General features: G+C 37.5%; 21 protein-coding genes and 1 riboswitch. Of the genes, 5 read left to right on the forward strand and 16 right to left on the reverse strand.

The window, feature by feature from the left end; all coding sequences use genetic code 11:
* Positions 1 to 7: 7 nt before the first annotated feature.
* The 5 genes from argF to ACFOY7_RS03240 all read right to left on the reverse strand — a co-directional run bounded on the left by argF (position 8) and on the right by ACFOY7_RS03240 (position 8,381).
* The gene (gene argF, locus ACFOY7_RS03220; RefSeq protein WP_390249326.1) at positions 8 to 943 is read right to left on the reverse strand and encodes an ornithine carbamoyltransferase; all 936 of its coding nucleotides are present in this window, start codon (positions 941 to 943) and stop codon (positions 8 to 10) included.
* Positions 940 to 4,176, reverse strand: a complete 3,237-nt coding sequence (gene carB, locus ACFOY7_RS03225; RefSeq protein WP_390249328.1) for a carbamoyl-phosphate synthase (glutamine-hydrolyzing) large subunit — start codon at positions 4,174 to 4,176, stop codon at positions 940 to 942. Before carB ends, argF begins: the two co-directional genes overlap by 4 nt.
* Positions 4,169 to 5,263 carry a carbamoyl phosphate synthase small subunit gene (locus tag ACFOY7_RS03230; RefSeq protein WP_390249330.1) on the reverse strand — a complete coding sequence of 365 codons (1,095 nt, stop codon included), beginning with the start codon at positions 5,261 to 5,263 and terminating at the stop codon, positions 4,169 to 4,171. The genes carB and ACFOY7_RS03230 overlap by 8 nt, the downstream gene beginning before the upstream one ends.
* A gap of 437 nt (positions 5,264 to 5,700) precedes the next feature.
* Positions 5,701 to 7,125, reverse strand: a complete 1,425-nt coding sequence (gene argH / locus ACFOY7_RS03235) for an argininosuccinate lyase (protein ID WP_390249332.1) — start codon at positions 7,123 to 7,125, stop codon at positions 5,701 to 5,703.
* Positions 7,122 to 8,381 (reverse strand): argininosuccinate synthase, encoded by a 1,260-nt coding sequence (locus ACFOY7_RS03240; RefSeq protein ID WP_390249334.1) that lies wholly within the window; start codon positions 8,379 to 8,381, stop codon positions 7,122 to 7,124. The genes argH and ACFOY7_RS03240 overlap by 4 nt, the downstream gene beginning before the upstream one ends.
* Positions 8,382 to 8,655: 274 nt before the next feature.
* On the opposite strand from ACFOY7_RS03240, the gene ACFOY7_RS03245 reads away from it, so the two are divergent.
* Positions 8,656 to 9,588, forward strand: coding sequence for a DUF4349 domain-containing protein (locus tag ACFOY7_RS03245; RefSeq protein ID WP_390249336.1), 933 nt, complete (start codon positions 8,656 to 8,658; stop codon positions 9,586 to 9,588).
* Between the two features lie 159 nt (positions 9,589 to 9,747).
* Here the strand turns inward: ACFOY7_RS03245 and ACFOY7_RS03250 are convergent, their stop codons facing one another.
* The 10 genes from ACFOY7_RS03250 to lepB all read right to left on the reverse strand — a co-directional run bounded on the left by ACFOY7_RS03250 (position 9,748) and on the right by lepB (position 17,396).
* Complete coding sequence (locus tag ACFOY7_RS03250) at positions 9,748 to 10,182, reverse strand: DUF4064 domain-containing protein (protein ID WP_390249338.1); 435 nt, start codon at positions 10,180 to 10,182, stop codon at positions 9,748 to 9,750.
* A 15-nt stretch (positions 10,183 to 10,197) separates the two neighbouring features.
* Positions 10,198 to 11,151 carry an ABC transporter permease gene (locus ACFOY7_RS03255; protein WP_390249340.1) on the reverse strand — a complete coding sequence of 318 codons (954 nt, stop codon included), beginning with the start codon at positions 11,149 to 11,151 and terminating at the stop codon, positions 10,198 to 10,200.
* Complete coding sequence (locus tag ACFOY7_RS03260) at positions 11,144 to 12,061, reverse strand: ABC transporter ATP-binding protein (protein ID WP_390249342.1); 918 nt, start codon at positions 12,059 to 12,061, stop codon at positions 11,144 to 11,146. Before ACFOY7_RS03260 ends, ACFOY7_RS03255 begins: the two co-directional genes overlap by 8 nt.
* A gap of 262 nt (positions 12,062 to 12,323) precedes the next feature.
* Positions 12,324 to 13,109, reverse strand: coding sequence for a bifunctional hydroxymethylpyrimidine kinase/phosphomethylpyrimidine kinase (gene thiD, locus ACFOY7_RS03265; protein ID WP_390249344.1), 786 nt, complete (start codon positions 13,107 to 13,109; stop codon positions 12,324 to 12,326).
* A gap of 17 nt (positions 13,110 to 13,126) precedes the next feature.
* On the reverse strand, positions 13,127 to 13,609 hold the full coding sequence (locus ACFOY7_RS03270; protein WP_390249346.1) for a DUF456 domain-containing protein: 483 nt from the start codon (positions 13,607 to 13,609) through the stop codon (positions 13,127 to 13,129).
* Positions 13,610 to 13,752: 143 nt separating this feature from the next.
* The gene (locus ACFOY7_RS03275) at positions 13,753 to 14,277 is read right to left on the reverse strand and encodes a type 1 glutamine amidotransferase domain-containing protein (protein WP_390249348.1); all 525 of its coding nucleotides are present in this window, start codon (positions 14,275 to 14,277) and stop codon (positions 13,753 to 13,755) included.
* Positions 14,278 to 14,313: 36 nt separating this feature from the next.
* Positions 14,314 to 14,976, reverse strand: coding sequence for a thiamine phosphate synthase (gene thiE, locus ACFOY7_RS03280; protein WP_390249350.1), 663 nt, complete (start codon positions 14,974 to 14,976; stop codon positions 14,314 to 14,316).
* Entirely contained in the window at positions 14,976 to 15,779 is an 804-nt protein-coding gene (gene thiM / locus ACFOY7_RS03285) for a hydroxyethylthiazole kinase (RefSeq protein ID WP_390249352.1), read from the reverse strand. Before thiM ends, thiE begins: the two co-directional genes overlap by 1 nt.
* A gap of 1 nt (position 15,780) precedes the next feature.
* The gene (gene thiD, locus ACFOY7_RS03290) at positions 15,781 to 16,596 is read right to left on the reverse strand and encodes a bifunctional hydroxymethylpyrimidine kinase/phosphomethylpyrimidine kinase (RefSeq protein WP_390249354.1); all 816 of its coding nucleotides are present in this window, start codon (positions 16,594 to 16,596) and stop codon (positions 15,781 to 15,783) included.
* 96 nt (positions 16,597 to 16,692) lie between these two features.
* Positions 16,693 to 16,801: riboswitch (TPP riboswitch) on the reverse strand.
* A 46-nt stretch (positions 16,802 to 16,847) separates the two neighbouring features.
* A complete protein-coding gene (gene lepB, locus ACFOY7_RS03295) occupies positions 16,848 to 17,396 on the reverse strand; it encodes a signal peptidase I (RefSeq protein ID WP_390249356.1) in 549 nt (182 codons plus the stop codon).
* 183 nt (positions 17,397 to 17,579) lie between these two features.
* Here lepB and ACFOY7_RS03300 point away from each other — a divergent pair, with 183 nt between their 5' ends.
* The 3 genes from ACFOY7_RS03300 to ACFOY7_RS03310 all read left to right on the forward strand — a co-directional run bounded on the left by ACFOY7_RS03300 (position 17,580) and on the right by ACFOY7_RS03310 (position 19,280).
* Complete coding sequence (locus ACFOY7_RS03300; RefSeq protein WP_390249358.1) at positions 17,580 to 18,761, forward strand: CynX/NimT family MFS transporter; 1,182 nt, start codon at positions 17,580 to 17,582, stop codon at positions 18,759 to 18,761.
* A gap of 69 nt (positions 18,762 to 18,830) precedes the next feature.
* A complete protein-coding gene (locus tag ACFOY7_RS03305) occupies positions 18,831 to 19,130 on the forward strand; it encodes a hypothetical protein (protein ID WP_390249360.1) in 300 nt (99 codons plus the stop codon).
* Positions 19,131 to 19,157: 27 nt separating this feature from the next.
* Positions 19,158 to 19,280 (forward strand): hypothetical protein, encoded by a 123-nt coding sequence (locus ACFOY7_RS03310; RefSeq protein WP_390249362.1) that lies wholly within the window; start codon positions 19,158 to 19,160, stop codon positions 19,278 to 19,280.
* Positions 19,281 to 19,326: 46 nt separating this feature from the next.
* Here ACFOY7_RS03310 and ACFOY7_RS03315 read toward each other — a convergent pair whose 3' ends face one another.
* Positions 19,327 to 19,746: an organic hydroperoxide resistance protein gene (locus ACFOY7_RS03315; protein WP_390249364.1), complete on the reverse strand. Its 420-nt coding sequence runs from the start codon at positions 19,744 to 19,746 to the stop codon at positions 19,327 to 19,329.
* Between the two features lie 211 nt (positions 19,747 to 19,957).
* On the opposite strand from ACFOY7_RS03315, the gene ACFOY7_RS03320 reads away from it, so the two are divergent.
* Entirely contained in the window at positions 19,958 to 21,124 is a 1,167-nt protein-coding gene (locus ACFOY7_RS03320; protein WP_390249366.1) for an iron-containing alcohol dehydrogenase, read from the forward strand.
* Positions 21,125 to 21,157: the final 33 nt, after the last annotated feature.

Here is a 21,157-nt window from a genome sequence, read left to right on the forward strand (position 1 = left end):
AAACTAACTATCCCATTAATGCAACCATTAATGCTTTCTGTGCATGCAATCTGTTCTCCGCCTCTTGGAATACCACAGATTTTGGACCATCAATAATTTCTGATGTGACTTCTTCTCCTCTATGTGCCGGCAAGCAATGCATGAAAATGGCATCAGCATTGGCATAGGAGAATAGCTCCGTGTTTACTTGATATGTCGCAAATGCTTCTTCACGTTCTCTTTGTTCTGCTTCTTGCCCCATACTTGCCCAAACATCAGAGTAAATGATATCGGCATCTTTTACTGCTTCAAATGGATCTTCAGTTACTAATATTTCTGTCCCTTCAGCAAATGATTGTGCAAGTTCCGTAATCTCTGTTTTGGGCTGATAATCCTTTGGTGCCGCAATTGCTACATGTAAGCCCATTTTCGCACACCCAATCATTAAAGAATGGGCCATGTTGTTGCCATCACCAATATATGCTAGTTTTAACCCTTCTAATTTGCCTTTGTTTTCTTTGATTGTCTGTAAATCCGCTAAGACTTGGCATGGGTGATAATCATCTGTTAACCCGTTAATAACAGGAATTGTTGCATTCTCCGCTAAATCCTCGACATCTTTTTGGGAAAAGGTACGAATCATAATTCCATCTAAGTAGCCTGATAATACCTTTGCAGTATCTGATATTGGCTCCCCACGTCCAATCTGAATATCATTTGAACTTAAGAATAATCCAGTGCCGCCAAGCTGATAAATACCAGCCTCAAAGGATACACGTGTACGAGTTGAAGATTTCTCGAAAATCATACCTAATGTCTTACCTTTCAATGGTTGATAAATTTCACCATTCTTTCTTTTCTGCTTAATTTGATCCGCCAATTCTAAAATATACGCAATCTCAGCTTTAGTATAGTCTGCTAGTGTAAGCAGGTCTTTCCCTTTTAATTTCTCTTTAAAACTCACCCGTTGACACGCTCCTTTACATTCTCACTATTTTGGTCTTTTCGGTATGTCTGAATAGATGCAGGTAACTCTAATTCTTGATTCGTTGCATTCAGGTACGCGATTAATGTTTCATTAGACGTAAAGCACAGCGTATCAGACTTTAATCCAGCTTCTCTTAAGGCTACATGCTCATCTTTCTCTCCGGTACGATTCGTATCAGCGATCAATGCGTATTGTTCGTTCATACAATTTTCTTCTGCCTGGTCCATACTGATTACTTCATGAACGTTGATGTTGGAATTTATTAGCATGTCGCTCGTTCTTGGATCTGAAACAATTTTTGCTTCTGTAGTCTTTAAAACTTCTATAAGTTTATCATCAATTCTATTTAAGGATAGAAATACCGTATCATTCGAATGAAGAGCTTTTAAATTATTTTCTTTCCAGCCAAACGCTTTAGCCATTGCTTGCTCAACTGTTGTCCCAATTCCAATTGCCTCACCTGTAGATTTCATTTCAGGTCCAAGGATTGGATCAACACCAGGCAATTTATTAGAAGAAAATACAGGCATTTTCACCGCATAATATGGAACTTCTTTGTGCAATCCAAGCTCCCATTCCTGATCTTTTAATGCTTCACCCATTTGGATGCGAGTAGCTAAATCTACCATTTGGACACCTGTTACTTTACTGGCAATTGGTACTGTTCTGGATGCACGCGGATTAACTTCTAACACATATACCGTATTGCGATCTTCACTTAATACAAATTGGATGTTCATAATCCCTTTCACATTTAATGCTTTAGAGATTAGTTTGGCATATGTTTCAATTGTTTTTTTATGCTCTTTTGTTAAATTGGGCGCAGGAAACACCGCGATACTGTCACCCGAGTGTACACCAGCTTTCTCTACATGTTCAAAAATACCAGGGATCAAAATATCCTCCCCATCACAAATGGCATCAATCTCCACTTCATATCCTTCAATATAGCGGTCTATTAACAACGGGAAAATTCGATTATCATGAGTTTTTGCTTGTAAATTAGATAAATATTCAACCAATTGTTTTTCATTGTTTAGAATCACCATCCCTTGGCCACCAATAACATATGATGGACGTAATAAGATAGGATAACAAATTTTCTCAGCTACAGCTTTCGCATCTTCTACTGCCATTACTGTATCACCAGGAATATGTGGAATATTTAATTTTTGTAAGAGCTGGTAAAATAAATCTCGGTCTTCTACTGCTTCAATTGATTCTAAAGCTGTTCCAGCAATCTTAACTCCTGCTTTTTGTAACCCGTCAGCAAGATTAATCGCAGTTTGCCCGCCAAATTGTACTAGCACACCTTGCGCTTTTTCCTTTTCAACAACATGCAGTACATCTTCCACTGTTAATGGTTCAAAATATAAGTGATCAGCTGTGTTAAAATCTGTGCTGACCGTTTCCGGGTTGTTGTTAATTACAACTGCATCAATTCCTTGGCCTTGCAGAGACTTTGCTGCATGTACAGAACAATAATCAAACTCTACACCTTGACCAATACGGATCGGTCCCGAGCCTAAAACAACGATCCGATTACTTCCAGTTAATGCTTCTACTTCATCCCATTCATTCCATGAGCTGTAAAAGTACGGGGTTTCTGCCGAAAATTCCGCTGCACATGTATCGACCATTTTATAGGATGGTGCCAATTGATCTTGCTCCAACTTTTGTTGAATTTCTTCTATGCCAACTTTTAATAGCTTCGCTAAAGTAATATCAGAAATGCCAAACGCTTTAGCCGATTTTAAGTCCTGTGCATTGATTTGTTCAAAACCTTTGGAAGCAATTTCGTTTTCCTTTTTGATCATCGCTTCAAGTTCATATAAGAAGTAATTATTAATTTGCGTAATATCATGAATCTGATCAACGGTCATCCCACGTCTTAACGCTTCTGCAACAACAAATAATCGTTCATCTGTTGCTTTATCTAATGCTGTGTGCAATTCTTCCTCTGTCAACCTCTCTGTACCAGGTAAATGCAGAGAGTCTAATCCAATCTCCAGGGAACGAATGGCTTTATTGATTGCTGTAGGGAAATTACGCGCAAGTGCCATAACCTCTCCTGTCGCTTTCATTTGTGTCCCCAGTAAGCGATCTGCCTGAGTAAATTTATCAAATGGCCAGCGCGGAATCTTAGCTGCGATATAATCAATTGCTGGCTCAAAACTTGCATAGGTGTCACCAGTAATAGGGTTGATTACCTCATCCAAGTGATAACCTAACGCTACTTTTGCTGCAATTCTTGCTATAGGATATCCTGTAGCTTTTGATGCCAGAGCACTAGAGCGGCTGACACGCGGGTTAACTTCGATAATGATATAATCATCATTTTCGGGATTTAATGCAAATTGAATGTTACATCCACCGATAACACCTAATTCACGAATTACCTTAACAGAAGATGTACGAAGCATTTGATATTGACGGTCTGTCAATGTTTGTGAAGGTGCCACTACAATACTATCACCAGTATGAACACCAACAGGATCAAAGTTCTCCATGTTACAAACAATAATGCACGTATCATTGGAATCACGCATTACTTCATACTCAATTTCCTTCCAGCCTTTCACACTTTGTTCAATTAGGACTTGATTAATTGGGCTATAATGCAGACCATTCTTAACAATTCGGCGCAGTTCGGCCTCATTGTCAGCAATACCTCCACCAGCCCCGCCTAATGTATATGCTGGACGGACAATCATCGGATAACCGACATTACCCGCAAAATCAACCGCTTCTTCCACAGAAGATGTAGATAAACTTTCTGCAATTGGTTCATCAATCTCTTTCATCATTGATTTAAAAATTTCACGGTCTTCCCCTTTTTGAATCGTTTCAAGTGGTGTTCCTAGCAATGTTACATTATATTTTTCTAAGACACCCGCTTCATCCAGAAGGACAGCCATATTCAAACCTGTTTGCCCGCCCAATGTTGGCAGAATACCATCTGGCCGCTCTTTTTCAATAATTTTTGTTATGGAGTCACATGTTAATGGTTCTAAGTATACTTTATCTGCAATATTCTCATCTGTCATAATTGTTGCAGGGTTATTGTTTACAAGAATAACCTCTACGCCTTCCTCTTTTAATGCAAGACATGCTTGCGTACCTGCATAGTCAAATTCGGCTGCCTGACCAATAATAATTGGTCCGGAGCCGATTACCAATACTTTTTTTATGTCATCTAACTTAGGCATGCTGTTTCTCTCCCTTAGTAATAAACTGCTGAATAAAATCTACGAATAGTTGGTGTGTATCAATTGGTCCTGGGTGCGCTTCAGGATGAAACTGTACAGTCATTAACGGTTTTGTTTTATGTTTTAATCCTTCAACCGATTTGTCATTCACATTCACATGAGAGACATACCAGTTTTTCATATTGACAGAGTCATAGTCCACCACATATCCATGATTTTGCGATGTAATCATAACCTTGCCTGTTTTCAAATCTTTTACCGGATGATTGCTGCCACGGTGTCCATATGGTAAGCGTTTCGTCGTTGCACCATGAGCTAATGCTATTAATTGATGTCCAAGGCAGATCCCCATTGTTGGAAAACCTTCGGAAATGCGTTTAATATTTTCTGATAGATGTGCTAATGCTTTTGGATCTCCTGGACCATTCGACAATAAAACACCATCTGGATCCAATGCCTGAATTTCAAGGAAACTTGTATTATATGGTACGACTGTTACATCACATCCCAAATCTAACAAAGAGTGAGCAATTGAATGCTTGTAACCAAAATCCATCACAACTACATGAGGGGTTGATGAACCAGCAGGTTTACTGGTTTTATAGACTATTTTTTCCTTAACAGAAACTGTTGATACGATCTCTGGATTGACAAATGTATGGACTGGTTTGTCATTTGGGTCAACTGTGATTTTTCCATAAACTTCCCCATGTTCACGGATGATCCTTGTGAGCGCTCGAGTATCTACTCCCGATAGTGCCGGGATATGGTATTTTTCAAGCATCTCCATTAATGTATTTTTCGATTCATAATGTTCCGGGTTTTCACTTGGCGTTGATACAATAAAGCCGGCTAATGATGGTTCAACACTTTCATAATCGATTTCGTTCCAGCCATAATTCCCAATAAGCGGGTATGTCATTGTTACAATTTGTCCTGCGTATGACGGGTCAGTCATTACTTCCTGATAACCTGTCATTGCTGTATTAAAAACTAGCTCACCTTCCATTTGCTTCGGTGTGCCTAGCCAAATTCCTTCTAATACATCTCCTGTATTTAAAACGAGATATCCTTTTGATTGTTGCATTCTTTCTCCTCCTTGTCAGACCGAGAATGTTTCTAAGATTTATATATGCGGGAAATTTTAGAATTCCACTTTATTTTCTATAATTATACTATATAATTTATATTTATGCATTAAATTGATAAAAAAACACTCGAACTTCTTTATTCGAAGCTAGACATTAAGATTTTATACAGAATTATATTAATTTAGGTACAGTTACCCTTTACTCTGTGTAAAATGACTAACGCGAAGTTTCGCTATCAACTATCATTATGGCTTAATCTACTACTGAATAACCCTTAATGCCTCTGCTCCTCTTTCTAGCAACGCACACTGAACTTCCTTTAAAAATTGTCAACTGGTTAACGGCTATAACTGTTTTTGGCTAATAAACCGTATTTAAAAAGGAAAGAAAAACTAAGCTCTAGCTGGAGGCAGAGACTTAGTTTTTCGTTTCTTTATTTTGATAAGACATTTACTTTCTCAGTAAATTCTGTAATCCAGCTTTTGCTCTCTTCTAGTCTGCTGCTTGCTAGCCTGATTTGTTCTTCCACTCTATTTTTCGCTGTGCCACCAGCAACGTCTCTTGCATTGACTACTGTTTGTGGTGCCAGTACATGGTAAATATCCTCTTCAATTAAATCGGAGAAATTCTTGAACTCTTCTAACTTTAAATCTAATAAATATTTATCCTCTTGAATACAATGCAGTACCACTTGCCCTACAACTGCATGAGCTTCACGGAATGGCAGGTCTTTGTTAACAAGGTAATCAGCTAAGTCAGTTGCATTAGAGAAGTCTTCTGCAACAGCTGCATACATATTATCTTTCTTCACTTCCATTGTAGAAATCATTGGCGCAAATAAGGCTAGAGCACCTTTCAATGTTTCTACAGTATCAAACATGCCTTCCTTGTCTTCTTGCATATCTTTATTATATGCAATCGGCAGACCTTTTAGCGTTGTTAGCATTCCGATTAAGTGACCATATACACGGCCAGACTTTCCACGTACAAGTTCTGCTACATCAGGGTTTTTCTTTTGCGGCATCATACTGCTGCCAGTACAGAAAGCATCATCCAATTCAATAAAATTAAATTCTGCACTGGACCATTGGACAAGTTCTTCACTTAATCTAGACAGGTGCATAATTGCTAGTGATGCATTTGCTAAAAACTCGACAACAAAGTCACGGTCACTAACTGCATCTAAACTATTTTCCACCACACCATCAAAATTCAATTGTTCCGCAACAAAGTGACGGTCAATCGGGAATGTTGTACCAGCTAAAGCACCCGCCCCGAGCGGTGAGCGATTGACACGCTTAAAACTGTCCTTTAAACGTTCCACATCACGTTCAAACATGGATACATATGCCATCATATGATGGGCGAACAACACCGGTTGAGCTCGTTGCAAGTGTGTATAGCCTGGTAATATTGTATCCAGATTTTGGTTAGCTTGCTCCATTAGGGATTCTTGTAATTTTGACAAAAGCTCCACCAATGTAACAATCGAATCTCTTAAATACAAACGCATATCTAATGCTACTTGATCATTTCTACTACGACCTGTGTGTAATTTACCACCAACAGCACCCACTTCATCAATTAGCAGCTTTTCTACATTCATATGAATGTCTTCATTCGCTTCTGTTAATTCTGCTTCACCTGCTGCTATTTTCTTTGCAACAAATTTTAAGCCTTTTTTTATCGTCTCTGCGTCTTCTACTGGGATAATCCTACATTTTGCAAGCATTTCCACATGGGCAAGACTTCCTTGAATATCATATTGTGCAAGCTTCTGATCGAAGCTAATGGATGCTGTATATTCATCAACTAATTCATTTGTTGGTTTTGTAAACCGTCCGCCCCATAATTTCATTGTTTCACAGATTCCTTCATATCAATTTTTGTTTTTTCCATAATCTTTGCTTTATCTGCATGGACATTATTTACTGTAGAGTGAACTTTTGTCGGTAAGCCCCAAAGCTTGATAAAGCCAAGAGCTGCTTCATGATCAAATTCATCACCCTTGTTATATGTTGCAAGGTTGAAATCATAAAGTGAATTATCCGATTTACGTCCAACAACAAACGCTTGCCCTTTGTATAACTGAACTTTCGCCACACCATTTACATATTTTTGTGTTTCTGTAATAAATGCTTTTAAAGCATCTGTTAATTGTGTAAACCATAAACCATCATATATCGCTTGCTCTAATTGTTGCTCAACTACAGGTTTGAATTTCGTTACTTCTCTTGGCAGAGTAAGTGACTCAATTTCCTGGTGTGCTTTAATCAACGTAATCGCTGCAGGTGCTTCATAAATTTCACGCGATTTGATACCGACCAAACGGTTCTCTACATGATCGATTCTTCCAACACCATGCTTACCGGCAATTTCATTTAATTCTAAGATTAACTCATGTAATGGATACTCTTGCCCATTGATAGCAACTGGTTTACCTTCTTTAAACTCAATTTCAATTACTTCCGGATCATCAGGAGCATCAACAGGATCTACTGTTAATTCATAAGCATCTTTCGGAGCTTCTGCCCACGGGTCTTCTAAAATACCACATTCATTGGCACGTCCCCAAAGGTTTTGATCCACACTATACGGACTGTCTAAGTCAATTGGAATGGGAATTCCATTCTCTTCAGCATATTTTATTTCTTCATCTCTTGTCATTTTCCATTCACGAACTGGTGCAACAATTTTAAGATCCGGATTCAACGATGTGAATGCTACATCAAAACGCACTTGGTCATTACCTTTACCTGTACAGCCATGAGCAACAGCTACCGCACCTTCTTTTTCCGCAATATCTACTAATACCTTCGCGATTAATGGACGAGAAAGTGCTGATACCAGCGGATATTTCTTCTCATACATAACGTTTGCTTGAAGTGCAGGTAAAACGAAGTCTTCTGCAAACAATTGTTTTGCGTCAACGGAATATGATTTAATTGCTCCAACATCAATTGCTTTATTTTTTACAAATTCTAAATCTTTTCCTTCTCCTACATCTAAACCTACTGCTATAACATCATAATTATATTGATCTTGTAACCATTTAATTGCTACGGAAGTATCAAGTCCCCCAGAGTATGCTAAAACTACCTTTTCTTTACTCATTAATATATCTCTCCTTAAGTCTGTAATCTATTGATTGTTTCATTTTGTAATAATTAATTATGTATTATTATGCACTATTCGGTATATTAATTCAATAGAAATAAACAAATTTTTTGAAATAATTTTTGAAAAAGTTAATTTTTATTCTTATTAACCCTTTATTATCGCTGCGCTCACCGTTTATACAGGTGAATGTATAAATATAAACAATCGCAAATTTTGTAACACTTATCTGCTTACAACGTCTAATGAATTAAAAAAGGAGGGGAGTTACATGTTACAAAGAAAACATATGATAATATTTTCCTTTTTAGCCATTGGAGTAGTGGCATGTTCAAATCAAACACCCGAGGAATCAACTACTGAATCGAAAGCTATTTATGAAACAACGGAGGAATCTGCTGATCAAGCAAATAGCAGGGAAATGGCCGGGGAGATGACAGGTGAAAATGAAATGGCCGCTAATGATTCTGGGTCTCCCGCCGAGGAAGATGATGTGCCTGTAGAGATGACAGAAAGGAAGATTGTTTATCATGCTAATTTACATGTAAAAACAGGAGATTTTTCGAAAACCATGGAATTAATTGAGAAAGAAACAATGAATAGAAGCGGGTATATTGTTACATCTGAATCTCACGGAAATGAATCAGACAATAACTTAAACGGGTCACTTACTGTTCGAATTCCCTCAGAGAAGTTTCAATCATTTCTTGCTATCTATGAAGATGGAGATATGGAAGTAACCGAAAGATCGGTAAGAGGTGAGGATGTGACAGAACAATATGTAGATTTGAATGCAAGGTTAAACTCAAAGAAAGTGGTAGAAGAACGATTGCTATCCTTTATGGAAGAAGCAGAGGAAACGGAAGATTTATTAACAATTTCCGCTGACTTATCTGCTGTTCAGGAAGAGATTGAGACATTAACGGGAAAGATAAATTATTTAGATAATCAATCTTCCTATGCAACCATTGAAATATATATATCTGAAAAAAATACAGAACTGCCATCAGTGAAAGATGAATCAAATAATACATGGGTGGAGACAAAGGAGCAATTTAAAAAAAGTGTTCAAATATTAGTTTCTATTGCTTCCGGTTTATTTATTTTCATAGTAGGTAATGCACCTGTCATCATACTATTCGTGCTATTAACATTGGTTATATTCATCGCTATTAGGAGGAAATCTTCTAAAGCAAAAGAATAGAGGCAGTTGAGAAAGACAACTGGTTCTTTCAATAAAAAAGCAACTGGATGAACATGCTTTCTCTTATCATGGTTCCCACCATCCGGGAGACGTCCATTGATGGAGGCCCCACTCTAATAAGATGAAAGCAGAATCCAGTTGCAAATTGGCTGGAAAAGATTAATACTCGTCTAGAGTTACTTCTTGTCTCTCTTTTCTGGCTAACCCCATTATCCCTGAGATAATATAGAATATACCTGCGAAGATTCCAGAACCGGCTGTTAATAATGTTGTAAGTCCACCTGCAACAATTAAAATTATTCCAGCAGGTTTCGGCTTTTTATTCCCTTTAAACATAAATGCGGCGATAACACCTAAAATTATACATGTAACAGCAGTGACTACGATCACCCAACCAATCGTACCAATTGATGAATACAACATGTCCATGACCCTTAATTCTTCTTCTGTCATCATTTGTTGACTCTCCATGAGAAGGTCATTTAATAATTCCTGATTCCCCTCCAATGCTATGAAGGCCCCGCCGAAGACTGCCCCAATAAAGTAAACAAACATACCAATGATTATTAATACAATTTCTACAGTTCTTTTCATACTGATACTCCCTCCTTAATTTCCAGCTATATCACGTTTAGTGAAAGATAACCAAGACAATATTAAAAATGCTAAATAATAAATGACTAAAATAGTGATCGAAAAACCTAATGTCATCCCATCAACTACAGGCGACCCACTGCCAAAATATTGCCGTAAGTTAGTGTTAGCAAACAGAATATATTTTGACCAATCATACTGTGATAACACGGACATTAACGTATTTCCAGCGAACATTAAGAAAATAGCTGACCCAATTGCCATCCCGCTATTTTTAAACAATGCAGAAATCATAAACGCGAAAGTAGACATTATAATTAAATTTATCATAGATAAGCCGTATTGAGTGATAATTTCGGAAAAAACAGGAACTTGTTCAAATCCCCCTGCAGTTTCTTTCACTATTAATGGATTTAAACTATTTATCCCAAAGAAAAGTGTACCAATCAGCAGGTTTATTACAAACAGAAACAACAGCATCGTTGCTGCGAACAGAAGAACATACACATACTTTGACAATAATATCTTCGTTCTGGAAATTGGTCTAATTAGTAGTAATTTTATTGTTCCCCACCTAAACTCACTGGCTACAATACCTGCTGAAACAATAATAGTAAATAACGTAATTAACATGGATATGCCTGAGTTTTCTAAAGTGAACTGCCAAGCATCAAAAGAAAGTGGTTGAATACCCTGCTGGATATGATATTCATTCCTTGCAATTTCGGAGTCATATAAACCATCAAAGAACTCATCTTCATTCATCATGTCTCTATATTCATCATTTTCTGCTTGCAGTTCGGTTTTCCATTCTGCTCCATACTCTTCTTTTCCCTGATCAGCAAAAAAGAAAACTATCAGTGCAGAGATTAGGATTATACTACCCAAAATAATAAACATGGACCATGTAGAGAACCTTGAATAAAGCTTCACATGTTCATTTTTTAATAACGATATAAAATTATGCAATGGTATTCTCTCCAATCACTTCAAAGAACTTATCTTCTAAACTTGATTGCTTTGAATTAATCTCGAAAACTTGTATTTTATGATTCACAAATTCTTGAATAATTGTCGGAATGTTCTCTTTTGTGGTATCTATTAATATGTACCCATCTTCTTTTTCAGCCTTTATATCAAATACAGACTGAATAACATGAAAGGCTTCTTCTAGAGGGGATGCTTCAATATAGACTTTCAGTTCTTTGTCTGTTGCAGACTTTTCCTGCACTTCTTCTACTGTGATTATTTCTCCATTTTTAATAATACCAATACGATCACACATTAATTCAATTTCTGATAACAAATGGCTGGACACAATGACTGCTACATTCTCTTCTTCTGCTAATTTTCTAATATATTGTCTAATTTCTCTTATTCCAGCAGGATCAAGACCATTTGTCGGTTCATCCAAAATTAATACAGAAGGACGATGAAGCAAGGCTTGGGCAACACCAACCCGTTGTCTCATACCTAATGAATACTTACCCACTTTTTCATGAATTGCTTTCTCTAAACCTACTAAACCAATAACCTCTTTTATCCTGTCCTCAGTAATCCCCGGAATCATTCGGGCGTAATGTTTTAGATTTTTCCATCCACTCATAAAAGGATACATCTCTGGATTTTCAACGATCGCACCTACATGACGAATTGCATCTTTGAAGTTATTTTTTACACTTACACCATGTATATGAACGTCTCCTGATGTTATTCTCATTAGACCTGCCATCATCCGAATGGTTGTAGTCTTACCAGCACCATTAGGACCAAGAAATCCAAAGACCTCACCTGGATAGACTTCAAAACTTATATCCTTGATAATTTCCTTCTTCCCAATATTTTTACGGACATTAACCAATTTCATCGCTGGTTCCATTTGCCAACACCTCCAACATTTTCACACTAATCTATACGATAAAAATTGTTGGAAGTTTCATTTTCCCTTGATTTTTTCTAAAGCATGTTTTATGATAGTGTATATAACACTTCATGTTATAAAACTTAACATTTTGACATGATAAAAAAAAAGAATAGCCTGCATAGCTATTCATTTCTTTATATAATGTTAAGTTTAGTCTATCTTATTTGTTCTATCTTTACTTTGGGCAGCAAACATACATTGTTAGCTGCCATTTTTTTTAGCTTCGATAGGCTCCATGGTTTACAGATCCGACCCCTTTTCCAAACGATAAACTATCCTTGATCGCTTGATGAACAAATGTCTTACTAATATTCACAGCTTCCCTTAACGACTTCCCTTTAGCTAATTCTGCAGTTAAACATGCAGCAAAACTGCAACCCGCACCACTTGTATGGATCGTATCAATCGCTTCCTCTTCGATCGATATGCATTCCTCCCCATCATACAGTACGTCTATTGCCTTATTGTTAATTACTCCACCCTTAACTATCACAGCTTTCGCTCCTAAATCTGATAAACGTCTCGCATATTCAGCTAATTCCTGCTTTGTTTCAGGTATTTTATCATCTAACATACGAGCAGCTTCCAGTCGGTTAGGTGTAATCACTGTCGCTAAAGGCACTAAATTTCTTACTAAACTTTCAATTGCATCATCTGCTAAGAGCTGGGAGCCCATCTTCCCTATCATTACTGGATCTACAACCAGCGCAGGTGCAGAGAACTCCTTTAAAAGCTCGACCACACGGTCTATGATCTCTTTGGAGAAGAGCATACCCGTTTTCATTGCATCCACTCCAACCATCTCATGCGCCGCATATACTTGTGCTTCAATTTCCTCTATAGACCGTAAAAATATTCCTTGTTTTGTTTTGGAGTTATTCGCCACTGTTGCTGTTATTGCTGTCATTCCATAAACCTTTCTTTCCTGAAAAACTTTCAAGTCTGCTTGTATACCCGCACTTCCTTGTGCAGCTGCACCCGCAATAGTTAACACTCGTTTCACTTGACAACACCTCGTTGTTAAAACATTGCAGCTATAAAAAACCAGATAATCATTACAAGTTGTATAACGATTTTAGCAATTGTTCCACTTAAAAAGCCTAACAATGAGCCAAACGCTGCCTTCAGCGCCTCATCAGCTCCTTTTTGCTGAATAATCTCTGACAAAAATACCAACAGAAACGGAACCACAATTATCCCAAATGGCGGAATAATAAAGGAACCAATGATTACACCTATTGCCGCCATCCGCTCCCCCCATTTGGAGCCGCCATATTTCTTAACAAAATAGCTATTAGCAATTATATCAGCAGCAATTAGGATTATTGTCAATATTCCCATTGCAATCCAAAAGACCCACCCGATATTTTCTGAGGTAAGGAGAAATTGATAAATAAAAAAGCCAATCCACAGCACTAAGACAGATGGGATAATCGGAAACACAATTCCAACAAAAGATAAAACAAAAGCCACGATAATTAATAGCCACCATAAAATATCCATTCACTATCTCCTTTAAGTCTGCTCTAAATAGTTTTACTTTCATCTGAAAGATTGCTTCACCAGTCAGGCAATATTAAAATTTTATCATAATTATAAGCCAACTAACAGAAAAAGCCCTGCGTTTTGCAAGGCCCTTCTTTGAACTATTTTTCTGCCAGTATATCAGCAAATGCTTTTACATATGGTGGTAAATCAGGTGGTCTTCTGCTTGAAACGATATGTCCATCAACAACTACCGCTTCGTCAAACCATAATGATCCCGCATTTGTCATATCATCTTTAATGCCAGGTGTACTGGTTACTTTCTTTCCACGAAGAATACCGGCGGAAATCAGCACCCAGCCTGCATGACAAATTTGCCCGATCGGCTTTTTCGCTTGATCCATAGCTCGCACCATCTCTAACACTTCCCGGTATCTGCGAAGTTTGTCCGGTGCCCATCCGCCCGGAACCAAAACAGCATCGTATTCCTCAGCGTTCACATCGGCAAATGCATAGTCAGATTCGGCTGGAACACCATATTTCCCAATATATTTCTTATTGGCTTCTTTTGCAACTAAATCAACTGCAGCCCCCTCTTCACGCAAACGTAAAACAGGATACCATAATTCTAAATCCTCAAAATCATCCTCCAATAATGCAATAACCTTCTTTCCTTCTAAACGCATAGGGTTTATACCTCCTTTTCTTATAGTTTATCAAAATTACTGCATACATTTCGAATAAGAAGGCATGAACTCAGCATATTTTCGGAAAAGCTCTGCTGTTTCGGTTGGTTTTTCTGCCAGACTGATAGCAGAAATAACAGAAACACCATCTGCACCCGCTCTTCTTAGGCGAAAAACATGGCTAAGTTTAATCCCGCCAATTGCCACAACGGGTATCCCTCCAACTATTGACCGAATGGAAGCCAATCCCTCCTCTCCAATCGGTTGTTTCGCATCTTCTTTCGTTTGGGTACCATAAATGGGGCCTACCCCAATATAGTCCGCCCCATCTTGCATCGCTTGATAAGCTTCTGCCTCATTCGTTGCCGAAACACCAAAAATCCAATCTTGCGGACACCTTTTCTTTAAATCGACTAGTGGCTCATCGTCTTGGCCGACATGGACACCATCCGCTTCTACTTCCAGAGCTAAATCAACTTCATCGTTTATAATAAAAGGGACATTGTATTTATGGCATAATCGTTTCATTTCAATAGCTAAATTTCGCTTATTCTTTCCAGTCAGTGCTTCTTTTCCTTTTTCACGAAATTGAAAAAGAGTAATACCGCCAATTAACGCGTCTTCTAAAACGATTAATGGATCTCTTTGTGTGTTATTACTACCCATAATGAAATATACTTGCAGTAATTCCGGATTCATCAAGCGTGACCACTTCCTAATCGACTCACTAAAATTTTCTCCTTGCTTTTTAATACATCTTCAGATATTGCATAAAGTTGATTAAGTAATTCGACTTGAAAATCACCAGGTAGACTAGCTTTTGAAGCAGCTTCCTCTGCAGCTATACCATAACAACTAATTGCTCTTGTCGCTGCTTTAAAAGTTTCTTTCTCTACAGCCAGAAATGCAGCAACAACCGATGACAGTAAACATCCGGCTCCCGTAACTTTCGTCAATAATGGATGACCATTCGAAATAATTGCTTTATCTTTTCCGTCTGTAACGAAGTCTAATGCCCCAGTAATCGCTAACGGTATATGTAATTGCTCGTATGCCACTTGCAATAATTCTTCCATGTCAAAGTCCCCCGATGCATCGACACCTTTCACTTCTGCAGAAACGCCCGCCAAATTAGCAATTTCCCCCGCATTTCCCCGTATGATACTTACCTTTACTTGGTCCAAAATGGTCTGTGCTGATTTTGTTCGAAATGTTGTCGCCCCAGCCCCAACCGGATCTAACACAACAGGTATTCCCGCTTTATTCGCTGCCTTCCCCGCTATAATCATTGCCTCTACTTGTTCTTTTGTCAGTGTCCCTATATTTAACACTAATGCATTTGCAATGCTAGCCATTTCCTCCACTTCTTCTCTTGCGTTTGCCATTACAGGCGAGGCACCTAATGCATATAATCCATTTGCAGTAAAATTAGTAACAACTAAATTAGTGATATTATGGATTAATGGTTGTTGCTCTCTTATTTTATCTAAAAAATATGTCATCCTATTTCTCCTCCTGACTCGGTAACCCTTTTAATCGATATCCCCAATGGTTAGTTGGTCCATTTCCATTTCCTAATTGTAAAGAATATTTAATTGCATCAGTAATGAATCCTTTTCCTATTTCTACTGCTTGTTTAATAGACTTACCTTTCGCCAGCTCTGCTGTAATAACCGCAGAAAACGTACAGCCTGTGCCGTGCGTGTGATGTGTATCGATCCTTTCTGTTGTAAAATACGTATATTCCTTCCCATCAAAAAGCACATCCTTTGCATCACCTTCAAGGTGACCACCCTTTACAACAGCGGCTTTTGCTCCAAGCTCTTTAACAATTAATTTCGCTGCTTTCTCCGCGTCTTCAAGTGTACTGATTGGAAATTCTACTAAGAACTCCGCTTCCGGGACATTTGGAGTGACAACTGTTGATAATGGGATAAGTAAATTGCGAATAACTGATCGAGACTTCTCCTCCATTAATGTGTGCCCACTCTTAGCAACCATTACAGGATCAATTACATACGGGACATCTGCTTTTCTTAATTTCCCAGCAATTAGCTCCATCATTTCAATTGTTGAAATCATACCAGTCTTCACAGCGTCCGGCTTGATATCTTCCCACACTGCATCAAATTGTTTTTCAATAAAAGAGACAGGCAAGTGCTCTACTTGTTGAACACCTAGTGTGTTTTGGGCAACAACAGAGGTAATCACACTCATTCCATACACTTCTCTCTCTTGAAATGTCTTCAAATCGGCTTGAATTCCGGCACCACCTGATGGGTCTGTACCTGCGATAGTAAGTGCACTTCTTATTTTCATACAAAAACCTCCCCTAATTTCTAATCCAATCAAAATCTTAAAAAGAAAAAACCGTTCCATTGGAAATGGAACGGTTCTATGAATATGCTCTATTCTTCTTAACCTATCCCACTTTCCTACGCTGGTGTTAACCAGTTCAGGTTCAAAGGGATCGAGAAACACTATTCTCATCTCAGCCATTCGAATGGCACCCCTAGCGGATTATATATTTAGTTGTCCAATTAAAGCAGAAACTTAAATTATCAAGTGAACTAATTAATAAGTCCAAATGAACTTAGTGGCCAAATACGCATTTTGACATCACCGATTACCGAATCCTTATCAATAAAACCAAATGAGCGGCTATCCTTACTAACTTTACGGTTATCACCTAATACAAAAAATGTATCTTCAGGAACTACTTCTTCCCCAGTCAACTCATACAAAGTAAAATCTGGTGTCAGTTTTTCACCTTCAGCTAAATTACTTTTATGTTCATCCAAATATTCTTCCTCAAATGTTTCCCCATTAATGATTAATTGGTCATCTTTCATTTCAATTGTATCACCAGGGAAACCTATTACTCTTTTGACATAATTATCGTCTGTATCTGGTGCTTTAAATGCAATCTCATCAAAGCGGTCGATTTGACTGATTTTACTTAAGATAATCCTGTCGCCATCTTCTAAGTTAGGCAACATTGATTCACCTTTCACAATTGATGGTGTAATCAAGAAATGACGGCACAATAACACAATGACCACAGCAATCAATAATGCTTTCAACCATGACAATAATTCAGCAACAAATTTATTATCCATTGTCTACCTTCTTTCACTATGATATCAAAAAATTTCCTAAATAATTGGAGTATGTTATTCTTATAAGCATTGCAGCTCAGTCTTATCCACTTACTTATTTTAACATAAATTTATATTGTATAGTGTATTTAAATTATCTAAACAATACAATCGAGCAAAAAACAGGAAATAAGGAGCAGAAATATGCCAACCAACCAAAAATGGAAGTACAGTCTATTTATAACAGGAATTATTATTCTTGCATTTAATTTACGACCCGCAATAACCTCTGTAGGGCCTATTATTGGAATTATTCGCGATGAACTACTTCTTGATAATTGGAATGTAGGTTTGATTACAAGTTTGCCATTATTAGCATTTGCCTTCATATCACCAATTGCCCCTAGAATTGCAAACAAAACCGGAAATGAAAAAGCACTCTTATATGGGTTAATTATTTTACTTAGCGGCATTTTAATCCGATCACTTGCTACTTTACTATTTTTATACATTGGCACAACATTAGTAGGTGTAGGAATAGCGATTATCAATGTTATTCTGCCGAGCTTAATTAAAGGAAGCTTCCCAACGAAAATCGGTTTAATGACAGGACTATATACAACATCTATGTCTATTTTTGCCGCTTTCGGATCAGGTTTTTCTGTACCCTTAACAGTTGACTACGGATTAGGGTGGAATATTACCTTGGCTAGTTGGGGTATTATTACAGTTATAGGTATTATCATTTGGCTTGTTGCTATGAGAAACTCACCAGCAGAACATGAGGTGAAATTATTCGAACCAAGCGGCAAGAGATTATTACGTTCAGGGATTGCATGGCAAGTAACTTTTTTTATGGGGTTACAATCCTTTTTATTTTATGTGACCATCTCCTGGTTAGCTGAGATCTTAACAGCGAAGGGATACGATGTGACAACAGCTGGATGGTTTGTTGCATACATGCAATTGATCAGCTTACCAGCGACTTTCCTAACCCCTATTATTGCTGGCAAATTAAAAGATCAAAAAGTTGTTGTATATGTATTCGGAGCCTGTGCCATTATTGGATACAGCGGATTGCACTTCAATCCTTCCATTGCTTTAATCACACTCTTAATAACATTAATCGGATTCGCTCTTGGAGCAAGTATCAGTTTAGCACTTGCACTATTAGGTTTACGAACAGAAAACGCTCGACAAGCGGCAGAATTGTCTGGAATGGCTCAATCATTTGGTTATCTTCTGGCATCAATCGGACCTATTTTTATTGGCTTTATGTTTGACCTAACAGGTAACTGGAATTCGGCAATTACCTTTATATTGCTGGTCTCACTTATTATGGTTGCTTTTGGTGTGGGAGCAAGCCGGAACAAATATGTATTATAATTATTTACTTTTTTTCCTTTCAGGCATATAATGAATACTTACTTAATTATTTAGAATGGGGGCAAAGAAATGAAGAAATTAATTGCCCTGGCACTTATATTTCTAATCATTTTCGCACCAGCCCAACTATATGAAAATAATTCTACAGAACATGCAGTAAATCTGAAAACAGTAAAAGATATACAAGACAAAGAATTACACCCAACAAACAATGGTTCTGATAAATATATAAATAACTATATACCTATTATCTTACTGCTGGTTGTAGCAATTTGTTACCAAAGCTTGATTATCCACTACTTATTTATACAAAGGACATTAACAGCGAGATTTTACCAGTCAAATTATTTGATTCTCTCCCATCAGTAATAAAAATAGAGGAGAGGAGGAATACAAATGATCTGGTTTCGTATCGCAATGATCGCTATGTTCTCCATAACAGCATTATCTGTGACAGTCTATCAAGGTATTGAAATCTTTCACGCATTTCAAGATCTAATTCATAATCGAGTAAAATAAGTTGATTAAATAACGCACACCTAAAATGGTGTGCGTTTTTAAACGTTTAAACTGCTTTTGTTTTTAGTTCTACATCAATATTTCCTCTAGTAGCTTTAGAATATGGACAGAAATCATGAGCTGCTTTCGCTAATTCTTCCGCTTCCTCTTGGGAAACACCTTTAATTTCCACATTTAGTACAACACCGATCTTGAAACCACCATCTGCTTCATCCTTTAACAAGCTAACTTCAGCAGTGATTGTAGAATCGATTTCCTTTTTCTGCTTAGATGCCATTAGATTCAATGCCCCATCATAACAAGCAGAATAACCTGCAGCGAATAACTGCTCAGGGTTCGACCCTTGTCCTTCTCCACCACCTGCAGGGTTGATTAAATTAACATCGATAATACCATCATCAGATTTCACATGGCCATCTCGTCCACCCTTTGCTGTTGCTTTTGACGTAAATAGTACGTTACTCATTCTATCCACTCCTTTATACAAAATTAAACCATTTAAGGTCCTTATATAACATTCTACCAATTGTATACCTTAACTACCAATAATTAAACACGGAAACTTCCACATAATGACTTACAATGGTTTAAAAACAAATTACTTTACACATGATATAAATGTTGCCATATTTAAATAGGAAGTAATATTTGTTGTAATATCAATAGGAGGTTGTAGCATGCAAAATTTTGTTTTCCACAATCCAACGAAATTATACTTCGGGAAAGGCCAATTAAGCTACTTGAAGAAAGAGTTGACTAATTATGGACCTAATATTTTACTTGTGTATGGTGGAGGAAGTATTAAAAGAAATGGTCTTTACGATCAAGTCATTAACATACTAAATGAATCTAAAAAGAACATTTTTGAATTAAGTGGAGTAGAACCTAATCCACGAGTAACAACAGCAAGAAAAGGGATTGAAATTTGCAAAGAAGAGAACATTGATTTTATTCTTGCCGTTGGCGGAGGTAGTACGATTGACTGTACAAAAGCTATTGCAGTTGGTGCTGAGTCCGGCGAAGATATTTGGGATATCGTAACAAAGAAGTCTACCGCAACAGGTGCATTACCTTTCGGGACTGTTTTAACACTTGCCGCAACTGGTTCGGAAATGAACGCAGGATCTGTCATTACTAATTGGGAAACAAAAGAAAAACACGGTTGGGGAAGCCCATATACTTTTCCTGCATTCTCTATTCTGGATCCGGTTTTTACAAAGACTGTACCAAAAGATCAAACGATTTATGGTATTGTTGACATCATGTCACATGCGTTAGAACATTATTTTCACCATGAAGAAAATACATTATTGCAAGACCGGATGGTAGAAGGTATTCTGCAAACAATGATAGAAACCGCGCCTCCATTAGTTAAAGATCTAGAAAACGAAGAATTACGCGCAACCGTACTATACAATGGAACAATGGCACTAAATGGAATGGTGAACATGGGGTATAATGGTGATTGGGCTACACACAATCTAGAGCATGCAGTTTCTGCTGTACACGATATCCCACACGGTGGAGGCCTGGCAATTTTATTCCCTAATTGGATGACATACTCAATCGATGAGAATGTTGCAAGATTTAAACAGTTAGCTATTCGTGTATTCCATGTGGAAACAGATGGAAAATCAGATAAAGAAATTGGATTGGAAGGAATCCAGAAATTAAGAGCATTCTGGAATAGTATCGGTGCTCCATCCACATTAGGTGATTACAATATATCAGAAGACTCCATCGAGGAAATGGCGGATAAAACTGTTATTGCTAGACCGGAATTCGGTAACTTCAAAAAATTAAACCGTCAGGATGCCATAGAAATTTATAAACAATCTCTTTAAAAACATAAGGGCGAAAATAAAGGATGCTTGTAT

This window comes from Gracilibacillus xinjiangensis (genome assembly GCF_042651765.1).
Lineage (GTDB): Bacteria > Bacillota > Bacilli > Bacillales > Amphibacillaceae > Gracilibacillus > Gracilibacillus xinjiangensis.